General features: G+C 37.1%; 21 protein-coding genes. 13 read left to right on the top strand and 8 right to left on the bottom strand.

From position 1 onward, the window contains the following. Positions 1-12: 12 nt before the first annotated feature. The 7 genes from AAC084_RS15060 (at position 13) to AAC084_RS15090 (ending at position 10,548) form a co-directional block, all read left to right on the top strand. Positions 13-1,464 carry a RagB/SusD family nutrient uptake outer membrane protein gene (locus AAC084_RS15060; RefSeq protein WP_339841029.1) on the top strand — a complete coding sequence of 484 codons (1,452 nt, stop codon included), beginning with the start codon at positions 13-15 and terminating at the stop codon, positions 1,462-1,464. 387 nt (positions 1,465-1,851) lie between these two features. Then, positions 1,852-3,537 carry an FAD-dependent oxidoreductase gene (locus AAC084_RS15065; RefSeq protein WP_339841030.1) on the top strand — a complete coding sequence of 562 codons (1,686 nt, stop codon included), beginning with the start codon at positions 1,852-1,854 and terminating at the stop codon, positions 3,535-3,537. Between the two features lie 63 nt (positions 3,538-3,600). After that, positions 3,601-5,124, top strand: a complete 1,524-nt coding sequence (locus tag AAC084_RS15070) for an arylsulfatase (protein WP_339841031.1) — start codon at positions 3,601-3,603, stop codon at positions 5,122-5,124. Between the two features lie 44 nt (positions 5,125-5,168). Beyond that, a complete protein-coding gene (locus AAC084_RS15075; RefSeq protein WP_339841032.1) occupies positions 5,169-6,836 on the top strand; it encodes an FAD-dependent oxidoreductase in 1,668 nt (555 codons plus the stop codon). Positions 6,837-6,849: 13 nt separating this feature from the next. Then, entirely contained in the window at positions 6,850-8,307 is a 1,458-nt protein-coding gene (locus tag AAC084_RS15080; protein WP_339841033.1) for a carbon starvation protein A, read from the top strand. Between the two features lie 297 nt (positions 8,308-8,604). Beyond that, positions 8,605-8,796 carry a hypothetical protein gene (locus AAC084_RS15085; RefSeq protein ID WP_339841034.1) on the top strand — a complete coding sequence of 64 codons (192 nt, stop codon included), beginning with the start codon at positions 8,605-8,607 and terminating at the stop codon, positions 8,794-8,796. A 291-nt stretch (positions 8,797-9,087) separates the two neighbouring features. Then, entirely contained in the window at positions 9,088-10,548 is a 1,461-nt protein-coding gene (locus tag AAC084_RS15090) for an arylsulfatase (protein WP_339841134.1), read from the top strand. 243 nt (positions 10,549-10,791) lie between these two features. On the opposite strand, the gene AAC084_RS15095 is transcribed toward AAC084_RS15090, so the two are convergent. Continuing rightward, positions 10,792-11,154 (bottom strand): helix-turn-helix domain-containing protein, encoded by a 363-nt coding sequence (locus AAC084_RS15095; protein ID WP_339841035.1) that lies wholly within the window; start codon positions 11,152-11,154, stop codon positions 10,792-10,794. A 4-nt stretch (positions 11,155-11,158) separates the two neighbouring features. Next, complete coding sequence (locus AAC084_RS15100; protein WP_339841036.1) at positions 11,159-11,455, bottom strand: type II toxin-antitoxin system HigB family toxin; 297 nt, start codon at positions 11,453-11,455, stop codon at positions 11,159-11,161. Between the two features lie 267 nt (positions 11,456-11,722). Between AAC084_RS15100 and AAC084_RS15105 the strand changes: the two genes are divergently transcribed. Both AAC084_RS15105 and AAC084_RS15110 read left to right on the top strand, forming a co-directional pair. Next, on the top strand, positions 11,723-12,670 hold the full coding sequence (locus AAC084_RS15105; protein WP_339841037.1) for a hypothetical protein: 948 nt from the start codon (positions 11,723-11,725) through the stop codon (positions 12,668-12,670). Beyond that, positions 12,663-13,802, top strand: coding sequence for a hypothetical protein (locus tag AAC084_RS15110; protein WP_339841038.1), 1,140 nt, complete (start codon positions 12,663-12,665; stop codon positions 13,800-13,802). The genes AAC084_RS15105 and AAC084_RS15110 overlap by 8 nt, the downstream gene beginning before the upstream one ends. 119 nt (positions 13,803-13,921) lie before the next feature. On the opposite strand, the gene AAC084_RS15115 is transcribed toward AAC084_RS15110, so the two are convergent. From AAC084_RS15115 to AAC084_RS15135, 5 genes are all read right to left on the bottom strand, one after another. Further along, positions 13,922-14,377 carry a DUF6730 family protein gene (locus AAC084_RS15115; protein WP_339841039.1) on the bottom strand — a complete coding sequence of 152 codons (456 nt, stop codon included), beginning with the start codon at positions 14,375-14,377 and terminating at the stop codon, positions 13,922-13,924. A gap of 4 nt (positions 14,378-14,381) precedes the next feature. After that, on the bottom strand, positions 14,382-15,242 hold the full coding sequence (locus tag AAC084_RS15120) for a relaxase/mobilization nuclease domain-containing protein (RefSeq protein ID WP_339841040.1): 861 nt from the start codon (positions 15,240-15,242) through the stop codon (positions 14,382-14,384). Between the two features lie 5 nt (positions 15,243-15,247). Next, entirely contained in the window at positions 15,248-15,544 is a 297-nt protein-coding gene (mbpA, locus tag AAC084_RS15125) for a mobilization protein MbpA (protein ID WP_339841041.1), read from the bottom strand. Positions 15,545-15,819: 275 nt separating this feature from the next. After that, entirely contained in the window at positions 15,820-16,107 is a 288-nt protein-coding gene (locus AAC084_RS15130; protein ID WP_339841042.1) for a helix-turn-helix domain-containing protein, read from the bottom strand. 146 nt (positions 16,108-16,253) lie between these two features. Next, entirely contained in the window at positions 16,254-16,967 is a 714-nt protein-coding gene (locus AAC084_RS15135) for a hypothetical protein (RefSeq protein WP_339841043.1), read from the bottom strand. Between the two features lie 524 nt (positions 16,968-17,491). Between AAC084_RS15135 and AAC084_RS15140 the strand changes: the two genes are divergently transcribed. After that, positions 17,492-19,033, top strand: coding sequence for an IS1182 family transposase (locus tag AAC084_RS15140; protein ID WP_339841044.1), 1,542 nt, complete (start codon positions 17,492-17,494; stop codon positions 19,031-19,033). A gap of 100 nt (positions 19,034-19,133) precedes the next feature. On the opposite strand, the gene AAC084_RS15145 is transcribed toward AAC084_RS15140, so the two are convergent. Then, positions 19,134-19,889 (bottom strand): DeoR/GlpR family DNA-binding transcription regulator, encoded by a 756-nt coding sequence (locus tag AAC084_RS15145; protein ID WP_339841045.1) that lies wholly within the window; start codon positions 19,887-19,889, stop codon positions 19,134-19,136. Positions 19,890-20,087: 198 nt separating this feature from the next. Between AAC084_RS15145 and AAC084_RS15150 the strand changes: the two genes are divergently transcribed. From AAC084_RS15150 to AAC084_RS15160, 3 genes are all read left to right on the top strand, one after another. Continuing rightward, positions 20,088-23,174 (top strand): SusC/RagA family TonB-linked outer membrane protein, encoded by a 3,087-nt coding sequence (locus AAC084_RS15150; RefSeq protein ID WP_339841046.1) that lies wholly within the window; start codon positions 20,088-20,090, stop codon positions 23,172-23,174. Between the two features lie 10 nt (positions 23,175-23,184). Continuing rightward, positions 23,185-24,495 (top strand): RagB/SusD family nutrient uptake outer membrane protein, encoded by a 1,311-nt coding sequence (locus AAC084_RS15155; RefSeq protein ID WP_339841047.1) that lies wholly within the window; start codon positions 23,185-23,187, stop codon positions 24,493-24,495. A gap of 114 nt (positions 24,496-24,609) precedes the next feature. Next, entirely contained in the window at positions 24,610-25,797 is a 1,188-nt protein-coding gene (locus tag AAC084_RS15160; RefSeq protein WP_339841048.1) for a DUF1343 domain-containing protein, read from the top strand. Positions 25,798-25,802: the final 5 nt, after the last annotated feature.

Consider the following 25,802-nt stretch of genomic DNA (forward strand, 5'->3'; position numbering starts at 1 on the left):
AGACATATAATTATGAAAAATATAGTTTTAGGATTAATAATAATCATATGTTTCTCTGCTTGTGAAAAGACATTGGAAGAAGTTCCAAAAGATTTTGTATCCAAGGCAAACTTCTACAATAATGAAGAAGATGCGCAAGCGGCTATTGCTGGTGTTTACGCTGGTATGCAAAATGATTTTTTTGGAATTACCAATTATTTAATGACTGAGTTGCATGGCGATTATCTTTTTGGAAGAGGATCACAAGCACCGATTACTATTTGGGATCAAATATTAGATCAGAGAAACATTGGAAGATGTGCCACCAATTGGTCGTCTTTTTATAATACAATCAATCGAGCAAATGCAGTCTTAGATAATGTTCCTGGTATCGAAGATATGGATGCTGGTGTAAAAGAACAGATTATAGCTGAAGCACATTTTTTAAGAGCTTTATGTTATTTTGAATTAGTTCGTGGTTGGGGAGCTGTACCTATTAAGATAAGTGAAAGTATAGACTTAAGTGCAGTAGAAGCCCCAAGAGAACCAGTAAGTAAAGTCTATGAATTAATTATAGCTGATGGTTTAGCTGCGGAAAGTGGTCTTGGAGAGGTGGAAGGACAAACAGGAAGGGCATCAAAATGGGCGGCAAAAATGCTATTGGCACATGTATATTTAACCATGGAAGATTGGGATGCCGCAGCCGAAAAAGCGGATGATGTAATTGTAAACGGTCCATTTAATCTCGTTACTGTTGAAAATTCAGATGATTTTTATAAAATTTTCGCTGTTGATACAAGCACTGAAGATATAATGTCAATGCACCATTCTGAAACAAAACAATCTACAATTCCTAATTATTTACATAGGGCAGGTAATATTCCTTATAACTATTCATCTGGAGGTGTTTTTGCATGGCTTCCTGATACTAATTCATTTATTGGTGATAGTTGGGATGATAATGACTTACGAAAAGGTTTCAATCTATACACACAGATTCAGAACTCCGATGGGGAGTGGGTTCCATTGCCGGATACCACACCTATTTTGTTTAAAAAATATATTACGAATACTTCAGGTCAAAGTGTGTATAGTGTTCCTATGTATCGATTTACCGAAGCCTTTTTATTTTATGCTGAAGCTTCAAGTATGGCGAGTGGTGGTCCTTCTTCCTTGGCTATGGATAGGCTTAATATGATTAAGAGAAGAGCATATGGTTTTGATCCTAACTCACCCTCATCTGTTGACTATCCATCGGGTATGAGTGGTAACGATTTCAGAAGTGCAGTTTTACAGGAGCGAGGCTATGAATTTATAACAGAGCGTAGACGTTGGTTTGATTTAAAACGTACAGGTACGGTTAAAGAAGCCTTTGCAGCTGCAGGTAAAAATATATTAGACGAACGTCTTTTATGGCCAATTCCTGAAGATGAAATAAACAATAATCCTGCTGTGAATCAATCTGATCAGAATCCAGGGTATTAACATAATGAATGAGTCATAATACAGGCCAAATATTTGGCCTGTATTTTCTCTACAATCTTTGTTAATGATGCATTTAAGAATAGTACGCTTTGTTTAACAGATTAATACTGGGTACTATTATCTATAAGTAAATTAGAACCTATTTATTTGGATTGAACATTTCCGGAAATCTTTGCGATAGTAACAGTAAAAGAGGACTTAATTCTATTACTCAATATCACCAAAAATAAGTAGAGAGTTTTTATTCGGATGTGGTTAACCCTTATCATAGGGCTACTGTGTCTTTTATTCGGTACTGTTCCAATATACAGGGTTTCGAAAAGATTAAACAATTATATATAATTCAGAAAAACACATATTTAATTAATAAACACAAAATTTTAGAATATGAAAAAAATATTAGGACTTTTTACACTCATATTAATGTTTCAGACTTTAGATGCTCAAACAAAAAAATATGATATAGTTATTTATGGAGGTACTTCGGCAGGTATAGCTGCAGCTATTCAATCTAGTAGAATGGATAAGTCAGTAGTTTTAATTGAGCCAACAAACAGATTAGGGGGTTTGACAACAGGAGGATTGGGTCAAACCGATATAGGAAACAAACAGGCGATAGGTGGAATTTCTAGAGAGTTTTATGCAAACATCAAAAAGTACTACGATGACTCAAATAATTGGAAATGGGAGAAGCGGTCGGAATATATTGATGGTGGTCAAACACGAACAGAAAAAGGTGAGCCTACAATGTGGACTTTTGAGCCTTCAGCTGCATTATCTGTTTATCAAGATATGTTAAAAAATGAGAAGGTTAAGGTATTATACAATGAAAGATTAAATAGGGATTCAGGCGTAGATAAGGTTAATGGAAAAATTATTTCAATTACCATGGAAAGTGGAAAGAAATTTGTCGGCAAAGTATTCCTTGATGCAACTTATGAAGGTGATCTCATGGCTACAGCCGGAGTTAGTTATGCGGTAGGTCGTGAAAGTAATGAAGAATATGGTGAGACTTTGAACGGTGTACAAGCGAACAATTATAATATATCCCTAACCAAATTGATATCTAAAAATGCTCATAACCACAATTTTATTCCAGGAGTTGATCCTTATATAATAAAAGGAGATCCAAAGAGTGGACTTTTGCCTAATATCAATATAAAACCTGGCCTTGAAGGTAACGGGGATGATAAAGTTCAGGCTTATTGTTTTAGAATGTGTCTGACTGATCACCCAGAGAACCGTATTCCATTTAAGAAACCTGCAAATTATGACGAATTGGATTATGAACTTTTATTTAGAAATTATGAAGCTCGTAAAGGGTCGGTACGTGACATGTATAATTATAGTAGTTATATACTACCATTGATAAATTCCAGTATGCCTAATCGCAAAACTGATTCAAATAATAAAAATGGGTTCTCCACAGATTATATAGGCAAAAATTATAATTATCCAGAAGCATCATATGATGAGAGGAAGCAAATTATAGAAGATCATAGGGATTATCAAATGGGTTTAATGTGGACTTTGGCAAATCATCCTAGAATTCCAAGTGAGGTAAGAGATGAGGCTTCAAAATGGGGTACTGCAAAGGACGAGTTTGAAAGAGAGGATGGTTGGCAACAACAGCTTTATATTCGTGAAGCCAGACGTATGGTTAGCGATTACGTAATGACTCAGCATAATTGTGAGGGTTTAGTGGTAGCAGAAGATGTAATTGGATTAGCAGCATATGGAATGGATTCGCACAATATTCAACGTTATGTTGATGCTAATGGTTATGTTCAAAATGAGGGTAATGTTGAAGCGCATGGATTTGACCCTTATCCTATAAGTTATAAATCTTTGGTGCCCAAAAAAGAAGAATGCGAAAATTTAATAGTACCGGTTTGTGTTAGCTCTACTCATATTGCATTTGGTTCTATACGAATGGAGCCAGTATTTATGGTTTTAGGTGAGTCTGCTGCTACAGCAGCTTCTTTGGCTATTGATACGGGAAAACCAGTTCAAGATATTTCTTATGAAAGCTTAAAATCAACTTTGTTGAAAAATGGACAACATCTAGAATAAATAATTCAATTAGGGAAAATCTTTAAAGAAGAGATGTCCATAAAATTAACATCCGAAAATATCATGTGCAAAATAAAATATTCAAAAACTAGCAAGTATTTTGTTATTAGTATAATATTTTTAGGCTTGATGTTGGCTATTTCTTGTGTAAATAAAAATGAAAAACCAACAGCATTACCTAATATTATATTGATTCTTGCGGATGATCTTGGTTATGGAGACTTGGGGTCGTACAATAATAATTCTTTAGTACCTACACCAAATTTGGATAGATTGGCTTCTGAAGGAATTAGTTTTACCAATGCATATTGTCCCGTTTCGGTATGTTCTCCTTCTAGATATGCGCTGATGACTGGAACATATCCTTTTAGAAGTTGGAAAAAATCTGGTGTGTTATCAAATTATGAGCCTTCTATGATGGAAAAGGGTCAGTTGACCCTTCCGAAGATGTTACAACAGGCTGGTTATACTACTGCAGGATTTGGGAAATGGCATTTAGGCGCAACATTTCCAACCATTGATGGGCTAAAACCTGCTGGATTTGGAAAATTTAAAGCTGAAAATAATGGGGCGAATATTGATTTGCAAAAGCCAATCAGTGATGGACCTGTCGCTCATGGTTTTGATAATTGGTTTGGATTCAGTTGTGCAAGTGAATGTTGGGTTATGGACGGTAATGATATTGTTGCGGCATTACAGCATGAATTTTATACTATTAATTCAGCCAAGCAGAAGGAACATATAGAAATTATTCCATCTAATGAATACCTTAAACTTCTTACTGGAAAAAGTATTCGTTTTTTAACTCAACAATTTAAGGCGAAACAGGAAAGTCCTTTCTTTTTGTATTTTGCCCCTTATGTTCCTCATATACCTCTATCAGTTAGCGAAGAATTTAAGGGAACCACCAAAGCTGGGTTATATGGTGATTATGTGTCTGAATTAGACACCTATATTGGTGAAATTTTAAATACACTTGATAGTTTAGGGCAGGCGGAAAATACTATAGTACTTTTTGCTAGTGATAATGGTTCACAATTTGAGAGGACCGGAGTTCACATTGATAATACAAATCCAAGTAATAACTTGATAGATGTAAACGGAAAAAGTGAAAATCCAAATGAACACCATCCTAACGGTAATTTAAAAGGTTCAAAATGGACCATTTGGGAAGGAGGCGTTCGTATGCCCTTTATTGCAAAATGGCCTGGTAAGATTCCGTCAGGCATAAAATCAGATAAAATATTTGCATTAAATGATGTTCTAGCGACGATCAGTTCGGTCATTGAGTTTGATTTACCCAAAGATGAAGCTGTAGATAGTTATGACCAATTAACAAATCTTATGGGAGAAGAAATAAATATAAGAGAATCGGTGGTAGTTCAATCTGCAAATACTCGAATGGGTTTTCGAAAGGGGGATTGGAAATATATTGAGCCAGAAAATGATGAGTTAAAAGGACAATTATACAACCTGTCAGAAGATGAATCAGAATCAAAGAACCTAATTAACGAGAATGTTGACTTGGCTGATAAAATGCGTAAAGAATTACTTGATATAACTTCTGGAACGGTCTCCGAAAAATAGAAATTTTAAAAAATTATAATTAATCTTATTTTAATAGAAAACTAATGAAAAATAATAGACAAATCATACTTTTCATGATGGTGTTACTGATTTCGACATCTTTCATATTTTCCTGTAAGGAAAATCCTCATGTTGAAAAAGAAATAATAGAAGCTGATATTATAATTTATGGTGGCACTTCAGCAGCAATATCTGCAGCTGTGGAAGCAAAGCGTTCTGGAAAATCTGTAATTGTAGTCTCACCAGATGTGCATTTAGGAGGCTTGACTTCTGGAGGCCTAGGATGGACAGATACAGGAGACAAAAGCGTTATTGGGGGACTTGCAAGAGAGTTTTATCATAGAGTATATAATTATTATAATACAGATGAAGCTTGGCAATGGCAGCCAAAGAATGAGTATGGTAATACTGGTCAAGGAACACCTGCTATGGATGGGGAAAACCGGACTATGTGGATTTTTGAACCTCATGTGGCAGAAAAAGTATTTGAAGACTTAGTAAAAGAAGATAGTATAAGAGTCGATAGGGATGAATGGTTAGACAGAGAAAAAGGTGTGGTTCTCGATAACGGTAGTATAAAATCATTTTCTACATTATCTGGTAAAACATATTCTGGTAAAGTTTTTATAGATGCAACTTATGAAGGTGATTTAATGGCTGCATCTGGTGTTAGTTACCATGTAGGTAGGGAAGGTCAAGAAGTATATGGTGAAGAATGGAATGGTGTACAAACAGGTGTATTGCATCATAAACATTGGTTTGAATCTGATATATCACCTTATATAATTCCAGGTGATCCGTCAAGTGGACTACTACCAAAAATTTCAAGTGAAGATCCTGGTAAGAAGCATAGTGGAGATAATAAAATTCAAGCATACTGTTTTCGTACTTGTATGACTAACCATGAAGATAATAGAGTACCCTTCCCAAAGCCTGAAGGTTATGATCCAATGCAATATGAACTATTGGCACGTGTTTTTGATTCAGGTTGGAATGAGTGGTTTGGTAAATTCGATGCAATACCAAATCATAAAACAGATACGAATAATCATGGTCCATTTAGCAGTGATAATATAGGTATGAATTATGACTACCCGGATGCATCCTATGAGAGAAGAAAGGAAATTATAAATGAACATGAGCAGTACCAAAAAGGCCTTTTGTGGTTTGTAGCGAATGACCCTAGAGTTCCGGAAGATATTCAATTAGAAATGCAAAACTGGGGATTAGCTAAAGATGAATTTGTAGATAATGGTAATTGGCCACATCAAATTTATGTTCGAGAAGCAAGACGAATGATAGGTGAATTTGTAATGACAGAAAATGAATTATTGAAAAAGAGTAAAACCCCAAACCCTATTGGATTAGGTTCTTATACAATGGATTCGCATAATGCACAGCGATATATAAAATCAGATGGTTTTGTTCAGAATGAGGGAGATATTGGAGTAGGTACAAATGGGCCATATACTATTTCTTATGGTTCCTTGGTGCCAAAGAAAGAGGAGTGTAAAAATTTACTAGTGCCTGTTTGCGTATCATCAAGCCATATTGCCTTTGGTTCTATTAGAATGGAGCCAGTATTCATGATTTTGGGCCAATCAGCAGCAGCAGCAGCAGTTTTAGCAATCGATGAGAATATCGCAGTTCAAAATGTGAATTATGATAAACTTAAGGATGTATTGGTAGCTAGGGGTCAAATAATCGAATAATTAAAATTTCTAGATGATATCATTTCTTATTTCTATTGCAGTTTTAATTTCAGGCTATTTCATTTATGGAAAGTTTGTTGAAAATATTTTCGGTATAGATAAAAATCGAGAAACACCCGCAGTCAGATTAAGAGATGATGTTGACTATGTACCACTACCTACTTGGCGTATCTTTCTTATTCAATTTCTAAACATCGCTGGCTTGGGGCCTATATTTGGAGCAATTGCTGGGGCAATGTTTGGTCCCTCAGCGTTTTTATGGATAGTTTTAGGAAGCATATTTGCTGGTGGTGTTCATGATTACTTTTCAGGAATGCTATCATTAAGACATGATGGATTGAGTATTAGTGAAGTTGTCGGAGTTTACTTAGGACCCAATATGAAGCATTTTATGAGATTCTTCACTATTGTCCTATTAATTTTTGTCGGAACAGTTTTTTTAATGGGTCCAGCAAAGATTATAGATGAAATGACTGGTAATATTTGGAACTTATGGATATGGGTGGGTATAATTTTACTTTATTATATTCTTTCAACACTATTGCCAATCAATAAAATGATAAGTAAAATCTATCCTATTTTTGGATTGGCTATGCTTCTAATGGCAATTGGATTACTCATTGCACTTTTTTTCGGAGATTATGTTATACCTGAACTAGTTCCTGATAATTTAAGGAACATGACTAAGTATCCTGCCGAAACACCTTTGTTTCCAATTCTATTTGTAACTATTGCATGTGGTGCTATTTCAGGATTTCATGCAACACAATCCCCATTAATGGCTCGATGCATGAAAAACGAAACTCTTGGGAGAAAAATATTTTATGGTACTATGATTACAGAGGGTATTGTAGCATTGATATGGGCCGCAGCGGCAATGACATTTTTTGGAAATGTTGATTTATTAAATGATGCAATGCTTGCCAACAATAGTAACGCAGCTTGGGCTGCTAATGAAATCTCCACTAATATGTTAGGAAAATTTGGGGGACTTTTAGCCTTGTTGGGAATTGTAGCTGCACCTATAACTTCTGGAGATACTGCCTTCAGGTCTGCACGATTAATTCTCGCGGACGTATTTAAGACAGATCAAAAGAAAATAAAGAATAGACTGTACCTAAGTATACCGTTGTTTGTGATAGCATTTATTTTGACACAAGTTGAGTTTGGTATAATTTGGCGTTATTTTGCTTGGAGCAACCAAACTTTAGCCACAGTAGTTCTTTGGACGATTACTGCTTATTTAACCTACACTAAAAAGTTCTACTGGATTACTCTTATTCCTGCCATTTTTATGACTATGGTATGTTCTACTTATATTTTAATTGCTCCAGAGGGATTTGAATTAGATAATACATTGTCTTATGTATTGGGTGGGGTTTTTACCATAATAGTCTGTGTTTTGTTTCTGACTTTAATAGTTAAGAAACAAAAAGTTCATCAAATTACTGAAACAGATAATATCATTTGAGTTTTGTTAGTTTAGTTTAAAATAGGAGCGACGGGAAACTGTTGTTCCTATTTTTTTATTGATTTTTTTTCTCAAATGACAATATTAATTTTAAGAAAAAATTTGATAGTTTATTAACCATTTTAGACTATTCAAATATTGAATTGAAACCTGAACAGCACCAAGACGGAATCAGTTTAAAATCTTTGATAAATGAATGAATTCAACTATCGGAACGACCTTTATTTTGGGTATTACCTGCATTATGGAGATCAAGGCGGTAATCCTTCTTTGGTTATCAGGAAAGGAGGTTGGTAATTGATTCATTACTATGAAGAAGATACCAATGAGTTGTATAATTTAGTAAAGGACCCATATGAAAGTCAAAATCTGGCAGATAATAATTCTGAATTAACCGAAAGCCTATATGAAGAATTGAAGAATTGGCTTATTGAGTTTGGGCTAAAATTTACTGAAAAGGACATAAAATTTGATACAGAAAAGCTTTAGGAGTATGAAAAAAAATAGTAGATGAATCTTTGCTAAAATATGAAAAGACCTATTAAAATTTTTATAAAAGGATTAAGGACCTTGTATAAATTGTAGGGATGGTAAAATTACAAAAGATTAACACTATGTAATAATATTAATTGTTAGGTGTATGAATTTGACTTAATTTTAGATGGATAAAAACGAAAATGAATGAATTCTAGATTTCATGTAACTCCTTTACTGTTAGTATTTTTAATATTAGTAATTGGATGTAAACAAACAGGTAAAAAGGAAGGGGTATCATTAGAAATGAAAAGTCCTAATATTATTATAATCTATGCCGATGATTTAGGCTATGGTGATTTGAGTTCCTATGGGGCAACAGAACTTAGCACACCCAACATGGATAGATTAGTAAACGAAGGTATAAAGTTCACTAATGGATATGCATCTTCCGCCACTTGTACCCCTAGCCGTTATGCACTTTTAACAGGTACATATCCTTGGAGGAATAAAAATGCTAAAATTCTTCCTGGTACTGCTCCTTTACTAATTGACACAACTCAAATGACAGTCGCTAAAGTATTAAAACGAAAAGGCTATAAGACTGGTATTGTTGGTAAGTGGCATTTAGGCCTAGGTAATGGTCAAGTAGATTGGAACAGTCATATAAAACCTGGCCCTAATGAAGTAGGATTTGACTACAGCTATATCATGGCTGCTACACAAGATCGCGTACCCACAGTTTATATTCAAAATGGAATAGTTGAGAATCTTGATCCTAATGACCCAATTGAAGTTAATTATGATAAAAATTATGAAGGACAACCTACAGGTAAGGACAGTCCTGAACTTTTAAAAATGAAATGGCATCACGGGCATAATAATACTATTGTCAATGGTATTCCCCGAATAGGCTTTATGAAAGGTGGGGATTCTGCTAAATGGATTGACGAGGAGATGGCACCCCAATTTTTAGAAAAGGCACAAAATTTCGTTACCTCTAATAAAGACCAACCTTTCTTTTTATATTATGCTTTACAACAGCCCCATGTACCTCGAACGCCAACACCAGAATTTGTCGGAAAGTCTGGAATGGGTCCTAGAGGTGACGTAATTTTGGAAGCCGATTGGTGTATTGGTCAACTCTATGCTACGTTAGAGGAACAAGGACTTCTGGAAAATACGCTTATCATTTTTACAAGTGATAATGGTCCGGTATTAAATGACGGATACTATGATGATGCTGTAGAGAAAATTGGGAATCACACACCATCGGGATCCTTAAGAGGTGGTAAATACAGTCTTTTTGAAGCTGGGACAAGGGTGCCTTTTGCCTCCTACTGGAAAGGAACTATAACGCCACAGATTAGTGAAGTATTAGTTTCGCAACTAGATTTTTTAAGTTCTATAGCATCATTAGTAGGTGATGATTATAAAGGTAAGGACAGTGAAAATTTCATGGATGTATTCTTAGGTAAAAACAATATCGGTAGGGAGAATCTAATATTGGAAGCTACTTCAAGAACGGCATTACGCTCTAATGATTGGATATTGATTCCGCCATATAATGGTGCTCCTATAGCCGAACAGGTTAATATAGAACTGGGAAATAGTCTAGATTATCAACTTTACAATCTTACGGAAGACATCGGTCAGACCAATAATCTTGCAGATACTAATTCTAAAAAATTACAAGAGATGATTAAAATTTATGAATCCATAAGAGGGACTGTGAACTCTCGAACAGAAACTTTAGAATTGAAATAATTGTTGAGTAGGCAGTTTGAATCTTTTAATGTAAATTAAATTTTAAGTACCTGTAAATCAATAGGTTTATAACTTTCTAGTATTTTAAAGTTCCTAAATTATTAAGTTTATTTGATTTTTTTTTACTACTTGCCGATACAGTATCTTCTTTTCCCCGTAAACATTAGGGTAGGGACGTTGGAGGTGGAAAATAGGTGAACACTTTTGTTTTCTTTTGATATGGTAATGCTTTCCATGCTATCTTTATTGAAGAATAATATCACTATCGATATTCAATTTTTGATGTAAAGCTTTGGCAACATTCAAAGTGATTTCTCTTTTTCCGTTTAAATAATCGCTGATTCTTGAAGCACTTGTATCTAATAGTGCAGCTAAATCTTTTCGTTTCAGACCCATTTCGAACATACGTAGTTCAATCATTTCCTGTAAGGTTGGTAAACCGATAGGGAAATGTATTTCTTCATATTGCTCAATAATATCTGAAATCTCTAGAAACTCTTTTGCTAATGGGTCATGAATTGGGGTATTATCATCCACAACATCTATCAACTCTTCTAAGCGAAGATTCGCTTTTACATATGCTGCGTGTGTTATTAATTTTCCCATAATCTTATAAGGTATCTATATTCTTTATTTTGTCGTAATCCCGGTGATTGCCAACCCATCTTATCAAAACTTTCTTAAACTTAAATCGTACTATCGCTACAACTCGGTAATGATTTCCCTTGACGTTAAAAACGAACCTTCCATTTCCAACGTTGTCAGCTGAATTGAATGTGTTCTTTAAATCGGCAAAACTATCCCATTCGGCTTTATTTGCTTTTTTATACCAATCTTGTAATGCCACTTTAGCATTGGTTTCTTTCGAAAAATACTCCCTTAGCTTTTTAAATGATATTACATGCACTTGATATGATGTTTAATTAGAACGTAAAGTTATAATAAAAATTACATATTTGGTAATATATTTACATTTAAAGAAAAATTAGGTGTAGTCTAAAATCTAGATTTTTGGTAAAGATATTTTGCAGCAGCTGGTAGAATACGTAAACAAGCATATAACAGACTGTTAAAAAACTATTTGAATTGTTAATTAAATAGGAATTATCTTATGTTTCAAATTCTTACTTTCGTATTTATAAGACCTAATATATAAACAAAGCAACATAAGAGTATGGGTGAACTATCTAAAAAGATTGGCGAAAAAGGCGAAGAAATAGTTGCCACTCTATTTAAACAGTATTTTGGTTTTCCCAATTATAGGGACGGACTGACCATAGAATGTTTCGATTCTGCAACTCATGCTGGATTGAGAGGAAACAAATCTCAAACTCATGGAGTTGATGGACTGGTACATTACAAATCGCCATTGGATGAAGAAGTATTGGAAATAGGATACATCTCCGTGAAGCACATGAAGAATCCATATCCGAAATATCCTAGATCAAAATTCAAAGAACATTTTATTGACTTAGCTACAGGACTAGAGTGTTTTAAATTGTCGAAATATAAATCAGATATTGAGACCAAAGCAAGAAATGTAAAGAAAACAAGAATTGTAGGTGTCTTATTCTGGTTATCTAATAGTAATGAATCAAAAGATAAAGATATAATAGATGAGTTGTCAAAATCTCAACTCGAATCATTGCAAATTCAATTTGACGAAATTATAGTGGTAGATAATGCTCGGCTTCAATTTATTGTTCAAACCTTAGAAACAGTAAAAGCCTTTGGTGATGGTAAATTTGATTTTGTGTACCCTTCAACAGGATTAAACCTTAAAGCTAATCATAATGAAAATATAGGTGCAATTTTACCTATGGAATTTTTGGCATATGATATTCTACCTTTAAGATATAAAATAAATGATGCCGTTTTTTTTCATCTTGCTTGTAGGGAAGGTATTTCTGAAGAATCATTAGTACAGGTTATGAGTCTGTCCAAGACTTTTGACAAGGTTCAAGCAGCAAGAAAGATTGTAATTTCTTTTCCAGATTATAATTCGCAGGATCATGAAGATATGGTCTCAACAGTTAAATCCTATTTTGAAGATCAACAATTTACGGAACAAATAAAAGTGGAGGGCCAATCAATAGATTTTAGAAATATTTCAGATGGATAGAGATGTAATTAGTGACGAAAAGGATTTTGAATTTTTATTGCCTAATGGAGAAATTCTGAGAACGATATTGGTTAGACCAGAATTGACGGACAGCAATCTTAAAACTGTAATTAAATCAAAGGGTATTTTTCTTTCAAAATATGATAAAGAAGATACTGTGCCTGTATTGATGAGAACTTTGTTGAGTCCGGAAGAATATGATTCAATTCGTGAAATGCAAAAGTTCAAAATAGAACGATTAAAATATCGTACGACTCAAATACCGTGGCAAGGAGGTGCCGATATATTGTCTCATATCCCGAAAGACTTAAACTTACACGAAATATTGAAGGAAAAATATAAGTATGACCCTGGTTTTGAATTAAAAGGAATACCTTCTTTTGTTCCTGTAGACAGTAGAAAGGATAAAGTTGAAATGAAATTTACGGTTGAAGAACAGTCTGATATCAAGTCTATTCACAATAGGAAAAAAGAATATGAAGGTAGTTTGATAATTGAATTAAAAGCTGATGGACATCTTCACTTACATAGCACTAAAAGTTTCACTTCTCGGGGAACGCAGGAATTAGTCGATGCCGTTGCAAACAAATTAGAAAAACATTTTAAAGCCGAAGGTGCTGTAAAAAAAGAGGATTCCTATGAAAGAATTTTGTTTGATCATTTTGACAATGTCAACCGATTTACCTTTTTTATGAGATTCTTAGATGATATAGGTTTTTTGAAGTTTAAAAAAATAGTTGATATATCGGTATCTCCTGACCCGGAACATGAAATACCAGCTGATGTAAAAGAATTCATGAAGGATATAGAAAATCTGAATATCAGAGGAAAATCTTTAAGAAAACATATACTGTTATCACAAAAGAAGTACCGTAACTCTATTTTATTACTTTCAATAACAGCTCAGTACGAGTTTGCTCATAGTGAAGGAAAAGGAATTTGCGACCTTGAGTATGCTTTTCCTGATTTCAGATTAAGTGATAGTCATAAGGCTGAATTCCAATTTTACATTGGGAAAATATCCGTAGATAGAAATTACAGGGCATTTGCTAAAAAATCAAAAATTGAGAAGTCAATATATGAGGATATAGATACTCATAAAATGTATCATTATAACGCCTTAAAGTTATAGTGTCCTTTTCAAATTATTCGCTCCCCAAATCTTACCCAAAAACTTTGCGCGTGGATCCTGTCCGGTTTTTGTAGTGTTCCGGCAGATAAACGTGAAGCAAAAACCGGATAGGGCGCATCTTACTTTTTGCTTTTGGGTTCGCGCCATTCTTGATAAAGCTCGCTTGCCTTTGGGCTGGCCTCGAAGAATGCTCTAAAATGCGCAACTGCTTTTTCTTCTCCCTGCCCATAAGCTGTTTGCTCTAGATTTGAGATTTGGGAAACTTTATAAACAGAGAAGCCCAGAACTAATATGATGCAAACCAATAGCCCCCAGAATAGCTTAATCGCCCATTTTGGTAATGTAATGGACTTTTTAATATAGTAGACCACATTTGCCATTAGCTTATGTTGGTCTTCAACTGCTTTCTTCTGATGGTTATTATATCGCTTTAATATAAAGTCGATATCTGAGGTGTCGGCTTGTACTTTATAGGTCATCAAAAAGGCTTTCAATTCTTCCATTCGGTTGACCGAATTTTCGAAGCCTTTGATTTCTTCCGTTAGCAACTCTGCGATTTCATCTAATTTTGCCATAATCTTAAATTTCCATTCCCAAACCAATTGTTTTCTTAATACCTATTTTGATAACCCTTTTAGCAATTGTGGCTGCGATGTTCGGCGATATCCCAACAGTCTTGCCTAACAATTCTAAGCTATTATCCTTCACTATCTTTTGGGAAGCGGTTTTAGCAAAATCAATGTGTTCAGCGATTCTTCCCATGGACATGGAGCGGTGTACTTCACTTCCCTTTAAGTTTTGTCCTTTGTATTCAAAGCGAAAGCCCTGTAACTGATTTGATTTGTTTATGCTTGGAATAACTTCAATATCTTTTTGTTTCATGTACCGTATATACTGGTCAAAATCTTTGGGTTTCATTTCGGTTAGAACCTTTTCGTGAATTTGTCTTAGTTCTTGTAGCACGTTTTGAATTTGATTCAACCTTTCTTGCTGCACCTCCCGAACTGTTGTCAATCCCATTTGCTGTGCCACTTTTTCTGCGGCCTGTTGGCTTCTTTTACCTATAAAGTTGTCTTTGTATGCCTTTCCATCAAAACCGATACGATTAACGTATAAATGGATGTGTAAATGACCTTTATCCTGATGCACGAATGCAATTGTCTGTCGTTCTTGTAATTTCATTTCTTTTACGAACCGTCGTGTGATTTCTGTAAGTTGTTTGTTCTTCAATTGTTGACCATCTTTTATGGTAGGGCTCAGCACAAAACTCATAGTGTTCTTTTTACATCTCTGGTTCTGTGTTTGAATTATTTTGAACTCTTGTGTAATCTCTTTAGGGTTGTCGCCCGCCAAATGTTCTCGATAGACTACTTTGGCCTCCTTTTCCTCGTCCCATCCATAGCCCATGGAGGCACCAGTATGGGATATGGATTTTCCCATTCCTATCATTTCTTAAAATTGTAAAGATGTTTCCGTATTTCATTAGCCAACTGTACCACCTCTTCTGATAATTTTGGGTTCCGTTTTTTGTACATATTTCCAATACGTTTAAAATTGACTTGATACTGAACCAGTAATTTGTAAACATTGATTTGTTCGTCAGAAAACCGTTCAATAATCCTATGGTCAAAAGCGGCACGACGACAATATTCACTTATGGAAAGCCCACTCTTTTTTGCCTTTATTTTTAAGAGCTTCTTTTCATAAATAGAACATCGAAATTGTACAAACTCCTTTTTCATTTTAGGTTTTAAAATCTTTATTCATCAAAATACTTTTTGCTAAATCACACATCGAAAACTCGATTACCAGTTCCTATCCTTTTGCGACCTTCGGGAGCAAAAGCAAGATTTGTCATGACAATGACACATCTTGAATTCTTACTCAGATGTAATTATCAGTATTGTTTTCATTTTTCTTCCTTCTCCTTATCCATAAAAATTTAATCATGTATTATCATCTAAATATTTAGGAGAGAAAGTGTATTTAATGATGATTTAAAAAATCATCTACTAATCTAAACCTGTCTATTTTTAAAAGTATAATCCAACGCTTCTTTCTCAATTTCCGCTTTTGATTTTCTACGATTTTGCAGTAACCAAATATTAAGTTTTGTCTTCTCCAAAAACAGCATTTTGCCGTTAGGTTTAGAGTGGGGGATTTCCTTAGCAGCTGTTAACTTATATAAGTAGCTTCTTGATATGCCTGTGTATTCGCAAGCTTCTTCAAATGTGAGTACTTCTTTATTTGCCACCAATAAACGTTCGATGCGGTGGAGCCGTTCTTTTAGTTCCAGATAGTCCATTTTCTTATAATTATGTATTAAACAATTGACAAAAGCTCTTGTTCTTATTAATAGAATTCTGGTGCTAAACTAGTATAGGAAGTAAAGGGAAATGTGTGCAATTCATGCAATGCACACGGAATTAGGAAAAATGCAAGCAAACGAAATTAAAGGCGAGAAAAGATGGTTTTGAGTTCTTCACTTTTTTTAGAAATCGGAGTTCTCGATTTGGCATCTTTTACCGTGGAGTATTTATAGGATTTACCATCTTCTCTGCGGATAGTGTCGGACCTTTTGAAAAAGTCGATGACGCTCATTGAGTTTTTCGGGAAGGTAACTTTAAACAATTCGTAGAATTCGCGGCAACTTGGAGCATCCAGTTTGAAATGTATTTTGGATTTGTGTGTATACCAATCGTCCTTAAAAACCCTGATAAAATCATTTTTATCCGTTCGCTCTATTAGTATCATATCGTAGTTAACCAATCCACGAAATAGCACTTTCAGTTGGTCATCTGTAGCTAAGAGGCTAAAGTTGTTCTTCTTTTTAAGTTTCTCTTGAATTTTTGGGATAAAAACGTTTTTAAACCTTTTTGACCAAGTTATCTGGCTCATTGCAATACCACCCATAAACATTAGGCCATTAGCATAAAAGAAAAACCCTCGAAACGGTTCCGAATGTTCCAGTATAGCCGAATAACTTGAATGCATTAAAAGAAGTCCAATGCCATAAAAAACCAATCTTGGTTTTTCAATGTATTTATCCCATTGTGTAGATTCATTGAACATATAACGAGCAAAGAAACCGACATACGGAATTAGCAATCGCACATAAACATATGCCAAAGATGCCAATAGTAGATATTTAATAAAATCAGGCATACTTCTAAGGTACTATTTTATGAGGGTAATAACATGAATTATAGAAATACTGATGGGTTTTTGGGATAGAAGAGATAATAGATTATTTATTACTGGGATGTTTCATTGAGAGATTTTGAAGACTATTTATAAACGCATTGAAGATTCCACATAATTTTCAGTAACTTTTTGTGGGTAGGGGGAGGAAAGGTAAAACGGCTTTTTCGCCGCTTGTTCTTTCGCGCGGCTCCGAGGATGTCTGGCAAAACTGGAATGGAAAGACTTCCCGGGCCGACCTGCGAAGCATGTCAGCTTGGGGAATATTGGAGCGGAAGGCTTGCCAGACTTCCGCAGGTGCTTTGGGTTTATAGGTAAACTTTTACTTAATGAAATATAGTCCTGACCAAGGAAGTTTAGATTTTGGCTTGATTGAAGTCGAATAGATGGGAAAAGTGGAGTCCCAAAAAAGGTTCGTGACTGTTGCAGAACTCCGATTTACGTCGTTTTTCGCTTTCATAAGCGCGCGGAAATTCGTAAATTAAAGTATGCAAGGCAGAAAGAACTATACCGAAAAATTGTTCCTCAGTTTCCGCTTATCGGACCGGTTTCCAAAGGAAAATCTTTACAGAAGGCTCCGCGAAACGCTCGACCTACGTTTTCTTTATAAGGACACGAAGGAACTCTATGGCGATACCGGCACCCCTTCTATCGACCCCGTGGTCTTTTTCAAGCTGTTGATTACCGGATATCTTGAGAATATTTCTTCTGATCGAAAACTGATGGAACACTGCAGCATGCGGATGGACGTACTCTACTTTCTGGGCTATGACCTGGACGAGGAGCTGCCATGGCATTCAACGATAAGCAGGACGAGGCAACTTTACCCCGAATCCCTTTTTCTGACCTTGTTCAACAAGGTATTCACCCTGTGCGTCGACAGCGGGATGGTATCCGGACACACCCAAGCGGTGGATTCGGCCCCGATAAAGGCAAATGCGTCCATGGAAAGCGTAGTACCGAAAATGCCGGCCACCCCTATGGAGGACCACTTGAAAAAAGTGACGGAAGAAAATCGGGAAACTACCAAAAAGCAAGGGGGAACCATATCCCCCGTACAGATCTCCGCTCCCGAGCATGAGCTGAAGCGCGTGGAGAAGCACCACCAAAATCTGAGGGACAGTCCGGTACGACTGGTCGGCGCGTCCCACAAGAAGGCACGCCTGCTCAGCAACAAGACACACTATAATCCCCATGATCCGGATGCCCGTATATCGGTCAAGCCGGGCAAGGCCAGAAAGTTGAACTACCATTGCAGTATGGCGGTGGATACCGCGGAAGGGGTTATCTCGAATATCCAGGCCGACTTTGCCGACGGTAGGGACAGCCAGTACTTGAAGGATATCAGCCTAAAGGTGCAGGACCGTTTAAGGAAGAACGAGCTGATAATGACCGATATCCTGGCGGACGCAGGTTATTCCAACGGGTCCAACTACGATTTTCTAGAAAAAAGGAAGGTCACCGGGTGGATACCCGTTTTCGGAAAATATAAACCCTGGATAGAAGGTTTCCCATACAATAAGGAAAAGGACGAATACAGTTGCCCGATGAACAAACCATTGCCCTTCAAGGGATTCAGTACCAACAAGGACGGCGTCGTTTCCAAAAACTATTGGGCGGCACCGAGGGACTGCAAGGCCTGTCCTATGAAACCCAGCTGTGTGCCAAATAGAAAATGCAAAAATATCACCAGAACAATATACGACGAACAATATCCGGGGGCCTACGCCCGACAACATAGTGAAAGGGGCAAACGAATGAAAAACCTGAGACAAAGTACGGTAGAGCCAGTGTTCGGTAGTTTGACCCAGTTCTACGGCCTAAGAAAAATAGGCGTACTGGGCAAGGCAGGTGCAAATAAGGTCATGCTCATGGCGGCAATCGCCTTCAACTTGAAGAAGTACCTTAAGAAAGGAGGGAAGAAGCCCTCCATGGGCATTTTCGAGGCCATTATGGATGTTTTCCAAGGCTACCTGACCACTATTTACCGGCACATCCGACCGAGACCGGTTCTCCCAATCGCTCCGTAAAAACAACCTAATCGGGTCGATATCTTACGTAAAGAGTACTTCTGCAACGACCACGTTCTTTTTATGCGACCCCAGATTTTCACCCGGTATTTCGCAAAACCTAAAGAATGTGAATGTTCTGATTTCTATACAAATCGAGTAATCCTGAATTTGGGTCTAGTTCGGTCACTAATGTATCCAAGGCATTGATGTCGCAAATCTTGTATCGGTTGGCAGTATTGAGTTTCTCGCAAATAGTAAGTGAAACCAATCGTTTTGAGACGCTGATCATAGCTCTTTTCATCTGGGCTATTTCCCAGTCCACTTCCGTAATTCCTTTTTGCACATCGAGGTATCTAGTTCCCAAAAAACATATATCTGCCTTAATATCCGACAACATGTTAATAGAACCTCCTCCAGTAGCCAATTGTGACCCCCTTGACATCTTGCCGCCTATGAAAAATACATCATAACGACTTGAAGCACTATTCAACAATTCGATGGCCATTGGCAGGCTGGGGGTAAAAAAGGTAAGGTCCATTTTTTTAGGAAGCAGCTTTGCCAACTCCAAATTAGTCGACCCCCCACTTAACAGTACCACGTCACCTTTTTTAAGTAGGGATATCCCTTTTTGAGCAATGATGGATTTGTTGCCCTGTTCATAAACCTCCCTAGTGCGATCGGTATAGATGTTGAATCCGTTCGATATGGCCCCACCATGCACTTTTCTCAACTTCTTTTGTGCATCAAGCTCTTTTACATCCCTGCGAACTGTGTCCGTAGAAACTTTCAGGATTCCCGCCAGATCGTTCAAAAGAACTCGGTTGTGAATATGTACCTCATTCAGGATAATCTGATGTCTGTTTTTTTTTTCCAACTAGAAATAATTTAAGTATTTACAATACTATGGATAAAATCTGAATCTTAATAATGCCTTATAAAACGGCAAAATTAGAATAATGTTTAAAAATTATCAATATTTAATTAAAATTGCAACTTTTTATTGCAATTAAAAGTTGCAAATAAAAAAATATTTTCCTAGGTTTGATAAGAATCTACTCATAAAAACACTATTATGAAAAAAACTTATTATCAGCTATCAGCACTATTGATGGTGTTCTTTGTGCAATTCTCATTTGCACAATCAGTAACCATTTCGGGTACCGTTTCCGATCAGGACGGGGTTCCATTGTCAGGAGCGAGTGTTCTTGTCAAGGGTACTTCTGCCGGAGGTATTGCCGATTTTGACGGAAATTTTAACATTAAAGTAAACGATGCCGAAGGAAAGACTTTGGTTGTAAGCTATTTGGGCTACCTAACATCAAGAACAGTATTGACCGGGGGAGACCAGGCGGTTAACGTTCAACTAGCAGAGGATGTAAATGCTTTGGACGAGGTAATTATTGTAGGTTCTTCAATTACACAAGAACGTAAAAAATTAGGTAATGCAATTACTACGGTAAAAGCTGCTGTATTGAACCAAGCAGCCCCTTTGAACATTACTTCCTCCTTACAAGGTAAAGTTCCTGGCGCTCAGATTACTCAAAATTCAGGAGATCCAGCTGGTGGTTTTTCCATTAGGCTAAGGGGTCCAAGTACAATTAAGGGGTCCTCAGAACCCTTGTATGTAGTAGACGGAGTTATAGTTAGCAACCTCACCACCAACGTAACCAACTTAAACGTTAGTTCAGGCGATGCAAGTCCTGGGCAAAACAGGATGGTGGATATCAACCCAAATGATATTGAAAACATAAACATCTTGAACGGATCTGCGGCCGCGGCAATTTACGGTTCACGGGCATCCAACGGCGTTGTGGTCATTACCACAAAAACAGGTGTCAATACCTTTGGGGAAGGTCCTGAGATGTTCTTTAAGAGTACACTTAACGTAAACTACCTGAGAAAACGATTAGATCTTAACCTACGTGGCGAGGAATTTGAAACCGTAGCAACAGGTGGTCTTGCCGGAAGATTGTGGCCGATTTTTGGTTTTGATCCCGTTAGCGGAGATCTTACTACTTTCAGAAACCTATCTTCTAACAAATTTGATACTACACGATATGACTATCAGGATCAAATTTTCCAGACAGGCATTGGTACCGATAATTATTTTTCAATTCGTAATGGAAATGATAAAATGTCATATATGGGTTCCGTAGGTTATCTTTCCAATGAGGGTATTATAAGGAATACCCAGTTCAATAGATTTTCTGGACGATTTAATTTTAAGCATAACGTTGCTGATTGGGTCTCTTATGATTTGGGGGTATATTTTGCTCGCAGTACATCAGATGAAAAACCGGATGGCAACGTGTTCTGGAGTCCCATCAATTCTATGAACATTACGAACAATACTTTTGATATTACTCAACGTGATGCCAGTGGAAATTTACAGGCCGTGGAGAATACAAGGGTAAATCCATTATCCATTATAGAGGATTTTGATATTACCCAAAAAGTAAATCACTTTATCCCGAGCTTACACGTAAAACTAAACCCTTTTGAAAATTTCACCATCGATCAAATATTTGGTGTGGACACCTACAATCAAAAAGGAAATATATTCATTCCTCTGTATCCGTACCCCAACGTTAACCCTGCTTATTTTGACCAAGGTTATTTAGGTAGTGCAGAAGCCAAGATCTTTAATTGGAACTATGACATTAATGCCATATACGACATAGACATCAGTTCCAAATTAAACTCGAATACCACACTAGGATACAGTTTTCAATCAAGTGAATTAACATTTACTGGGGATCAAGGAAGAGATTTAGACGGGAACAACGACCCAACGGTACCCTTACAGACCTTTCCGATAGATTCCAAATTGGATATATATGGAGTGTTCCTTCAAGAAACATTGTCATATGACGACAAACTTTTTCTAACACTTGCAGGTAGAATAGATGGTGCTACAAATTTTGATGTGGATGAAAGAACAAATTTTTATCCAAAAATTTCAGGTTCCTATGTGCTGTCGAACGAATCGTATTGGAACAGCAATTTAATTAATTCCGCAAGGTTAAGGGCATCATATGGGGAGGCAGGTAATTTAACGGCCATTAGTCCCTTCGAACGTTTTGCGAGCTACACGCCCAATGACTTTTTGGGTGGTTCAACTTTACAACAAAATAATAGATTGGGCAATTTAAGTTTAAGGCCTGAGCGTACCAAAGAATTTGAGGTAGGTACCGATTTAAGCTTTTTGGACAACAGGGCAAGTTTACTTTTTACTTACTATAGGCAAAACGTGGAAGATTTAATCGTAAGTCGAGTACTAGCACCTTCCATTGGTGGTGCTAGCAGAACCGAAAATGTAGGTACCATGCGAAACAACGGCATCGAGTTTTATGCAAGAGTAACTCCCGTAAAAACAGAGGATTTTACTTGGAATTTAAGCATGAACTATAGTAGCAATAGAAATGAGGTATTAAGCACAATTGGAGGGGACATTACAATTGCTACCGTTTCGGGTGCACCCCCAGTAGTACAGGAAGGGCAACCTTTAGGTGTCTTCTTTGGTACTTACTTTGCCAAAGACGATAGCGGTGAGTTGATATTGTCCGGTCCTTCTGCCAACGGGGCACCAGAGGGTGTGCCACAACCTGAACGTGGCGATTTGGCCACGGGAACGCCACAACGGGATGCCAGCGGACAGCCGACGGGCGATGTGCTAAGAAAAGTAATCGGCGACCCTAACCCTGATTATATCATGGGTCTAGGAACCGATTTACAATACAGGCGATTTACCTTTTCCATGCTTTGGGAAGGTGTACAAGGCTTTGATATTTTTGATGCCGATAAGAGAACACGACAAGGTGTAGGTTTAGGTAAGCTTGCAGAACAAGAGTTAACAGGTGAACTCCCAAGGGGTTACATTGCCGGTATTTATCCTATTGAAGAGTTTAGGATGGAGGATGGCTCTTTTTGGAAATTAAGGGAACTGGCTATTGGATATAAATTTCCATCTTTATTTAGTGATCATTTAAAGAATGTTAGAGTATCACTTATTGGCAGGAACCTGATTTCAATTGATGACTTTTTCAGTTATGACCCGGAGACCAATGCTGGTGGTCAATCCAACCTTTTAAGGGCAGTTAATTTTGGTAATTCACCAATTCCTGCCTCAATAGCTGTCTCATTAAGTGCTAACTTCTAAAAAAACAGAAATGAAAAACATAAGAACAATATTTACGTTTATGCTAATTTTCGGTTTTATCGCTTCATGTGACACCGAATATTTGGACCCGAACTCCACATTGGAACCTGATGTGGTAAATAGTACAGAAAATTTGATACGACTCATTAATGGTGTGCAACAACGATGGAGTACCGATCGAGCTGGTATTATTTATAACTATACCCACATTTCTGGGCTTAACACAAAAGAACTACGTTTGTTGAACCCGGGGAACCTTGCTGAAAATGAAATCCTTTTAGGAGGTAACGACGTTAACGGTGGTAATGGAATACTTAACAATATGTGGACGAATTCCATGCTTGCCCGTAAAGAAGCTACTACGGTTATCGATGCCGCCGACGTTGCATCTGGAGGTGATACATCGGTTGCGAATTCGCTAAAAGCCTATGGGTTATTCTATAGGGCTTTGGTACATGGTACATTGATCCAAGTATTTGAGAGCATACCTTTGGAAATTGTCGATGACGCCCCTTTTGTAAGTCGTATGGCCGTATTAGAGGATGCTATCGAAGATTTGGAAGAAGCAAAAAGCTACATCGATGCCGGACTTTCATCTACCGTTACATCAGATGTACTAGGTTCAGTTGACCTTGCAAACTCGGTCAATGCGTTATTGGCCCGCTTCAATCTAATGGCAGGCAATAACACGGATGCAATTACGGCGGCAAATGCCGTTGACCTTGCCGCTACCTCCGAGTGGGAATTTGATGCCGCCATACCCAATCCACTCGCGTTTTGGTTCGGTTCTCAGAACGTTACACAAGCGAGGGATATTAGTTTCGGATTACCTGCTGCGTTAGAACCAGATGCAGAGGATGATCGCGTGCCTTTTTATGTAACTGCCGAAGATTTTACGGTACCGTTACCAGATTATCAAGTGGTAGGGTTCTTTAATGATAATTTAGACAGGATTCCAGTATACCTCCCAGGGGAAATTAGCTTAATAAAAGCTGAGGCCTATGCCAGGGAAAACGATTTGGTGAACGCAGTCATAGAGCTTAATAATGTTCGTACAAAAACTGCTGTGGAAGATGCCTTTGGGTTGGGAGCTGATCTACCGGCATACAGTGGGTCATTAACACAAGATGCTATTTTGGAAGAGATTTACAGGAACAGGCGAATCGAACTTTACTTGAGCGGTCTGGCTCTTGAGGATACTAGAAGGTTCGGAAGGCCTGGGGCCACAGATCCGAACCCGGAAAGAAACCGAAATTACTATCCATACCCTAATGCGGAAAGGGACAACAATACAAATACCCCTACAAATCCTTCTTCATAAAAAAGTAAAGTAGTAATTGAGTTGAGTTTGAGTTAGTTGTTAGGGGCGGCCATTTAGCCGCCCCTGACTATATAGGAATTTTATCAAGTACATATTATTTAAAAATCATTTATTATGCCAAAAGTCGCTACCGGTCTTGATGTATTGTTAAAAGATGTTGACCTACAAAAAAGGTTCAAGGGAAACATTGCGTTGCTGTGCCATAATGCATCCATTGCCTATGACTATTCCCATGCAGCGTTGAGGTTCAAGGAATTGTTCGGGTCTCGATTTATCAAAATTTTTGGGCCACAACATGGTTTTGCTACTGATGTGCAGGACAACATGATTGAATCTAATCATTTTATCCATCCTCATTTTAATATCCCTGTATATTCCCTATACTCCGAAACACGCACACCTACCGATGAAATGTTGGAGAATATAGATCATTTTTTTATCGACCTGCAAGACGTAGGTTGCAGAATGTATACCTATATCTACACCCTTACCCTCCTACTGGAAAAATGTGCAGGAAAAGATATCGACATCATCGTACTCGACCGACCGAATCCGATTAACGGAATAGACCTTGAAGGAAATATTTTGGAACACGAATTCAAATCGTTCATTGGATTTCATCCCCTGCCAGTTCGTCACGGACTAACCTTGGGGGAGGTAGCTTTATTGCATCAAAAGATGTGGACAAGGTCAAAAGCAAATCTTCAGGTAATACCGATGAAGAACTGGCAACGGGAAATGTATTTTGAGGATACCAAATTGCCATGGGTATTGCCTTCACCGAATCTATCAAGACCCGAAAGTACGCTAACCTTCCCAGGCGCTGTTCTTTTTGAAGGAACAATGTTAAGTGAAGGACGTGGTACCACACAACCTTTGGAAATTGTGGGGCATCCTAAAATTGAACCTTTTGGTCTATTTGCCGATTATTTGGAAGAAACAATCAAAAATTCAGGCTTGAATGGTCTTGCATTACGACCGATTACCTTTCTCCCTACTTTTCAAAAACATTCGGACAAGGTCTGTGGCGGGTTCCAAATTCATATTACGGACAAGAAAATCTTCAAGCCATGGAGAACAGGACAGTTCTTACTGAGGGAACTGTATAAACATTTAGGAAGTGAGTTCGAATGGAAAGCCCCACCCTATGAATATAATTATGATCATAAACCTATCGATATCATTAATGGCTCAGACAAATTGAGGCATTGGGTGGAGCAAAATGAATCCTTGGAAATGTTGGATTCTTTTGAAGCGTTGCATGAATTTGAAAAGATAGCCAAAGAAATAAGATTATATTGATTACT

Source organism: uncultured Maribacter sp., assembly GCF_963977385.1.
In the GTDB taxonomy this organism is placed as follows: Bacteria; Bacteroidota; Bacteroidia; order Flavobacteriales; family Flavobacteriaceae; genus Maribacter.

Coding starts and splice junctions, on each gene's coding strand:
- AAC084_RS15060 (WP_339841029.1), top strand. CDS start 13: ATGAAAAATATAGTTTTAGGATTAATAATAATCATATGTTTCTCTGCT.
- AAC084_RS15065 (WP_339841030.1), top strand. CDS start 1,852: ATGAAAAAAATATTAGGACTTTTTACACTCATATTAATGTTTCAGACT.
- AAC084_RS15070 (WP_339841031.1), top strand. CDS start 3,601: ATGTGCAAAATAAAATATTCAAAAACTAGCAAGTATTTTGTTATTAGT.
- AAC084_RS15075 (WP_339841032.1), top strand. CDS start 5,169: ATGAAAAATAATAGACAAATCATACTTTTCATGATGGTGTTACTGATT.
- AAC084_RS15080 (WP_339841033.1), top strand. CDS start 6,850: ATGATATCATTTCTTATTTCTATTGCAGTTTTAATTTCAGGCTATTTC.
- AAC084_RS15090 (WP_339841134.1), top strand. CDS start 9,088: ATGAAAAGTCCTAATATTATTATAATCTATGCCGATGATTTAGGCTAT.
- AAC084_RS15095 (WP_339841035.1), bottom strand. CDS start 11,154: ATGGGAAAATTAATAACACACGCAGCATATGTAAAAGCGAATCTTCGC.
- AAC084_RS15105 (WP_339841037.1), top strand. CDS start 11,723: ATGGGTGAACTATCTAAAAAGATTGGCGAAAAAGGCGAAGAAATAGTT.
- AAC084_RS15110 (WP_339841038.1), top strand. CDS start 12,663: ATGGATAGAGATGTAATTAGTGACGAAAAGGATTTTGAATTTTTATTG.
- AAC084_RS15115 (WP_339841039.1), bottom strand. CDS start 14,377: ATGGCAAAATTAGATGAAATCGCAGAGTTGCTAACGGAAGAAATCAAA.
- AAC084_RS15120 (WP_339841040.1), bottom strand. CDS start 15,242: ATGGGAAAATCCATATCCCATACTGGTGCCTCCATGGGCTATGGATGG.
- mbpA (WP_339841041.1), bottom strand. CDS start 15,544: ATGAAAAAGGAGTTTGTACAATTTCGATGTTCTATTTATGAAAAGAAG.
- AAC084_RS15130 (WP_339841042.1), bottom strand. CDS start 16,107: ATGGACTATCTGGAACTAAAAGAACGGCTCCACCGCATCGAACGTTTA.
- AAC084_RS15135 (WP_339841043.1), bottom strand. CDS start 16,967: ATGCCTGATTTTATTAAATATCTACTATTGGCATCTTTGGCATATGTT.
- AAC084_RS15140 (WP_339841044.1), top strand. CDS start 17,492: ATGCAAGGCAGAAAGAACTATACCGAAAAATTGTTCCTCAGTTTCCGC.
- AAC084_RS15150 (WP_339841046.1), top strand. CDS start 20,088: ATGAAAAAAACTTATTATCAGCTATCAGCACTATTGATGGTGTTCTTT.
- AAC084_RS15155 (WP_339841047.1), top strand. CDS start 23,185: ATGAAAAACATAAGAACAATATTTACGTTTATGCTAATTTTCGGTTTT.
- AAC084_RS15160 (WP_339841048.1), top strand. CDS start 24,610: ATGCCAAAAGTCGCTACCGGTCTTGATGTATTGTTAAAAGATGTTGAC.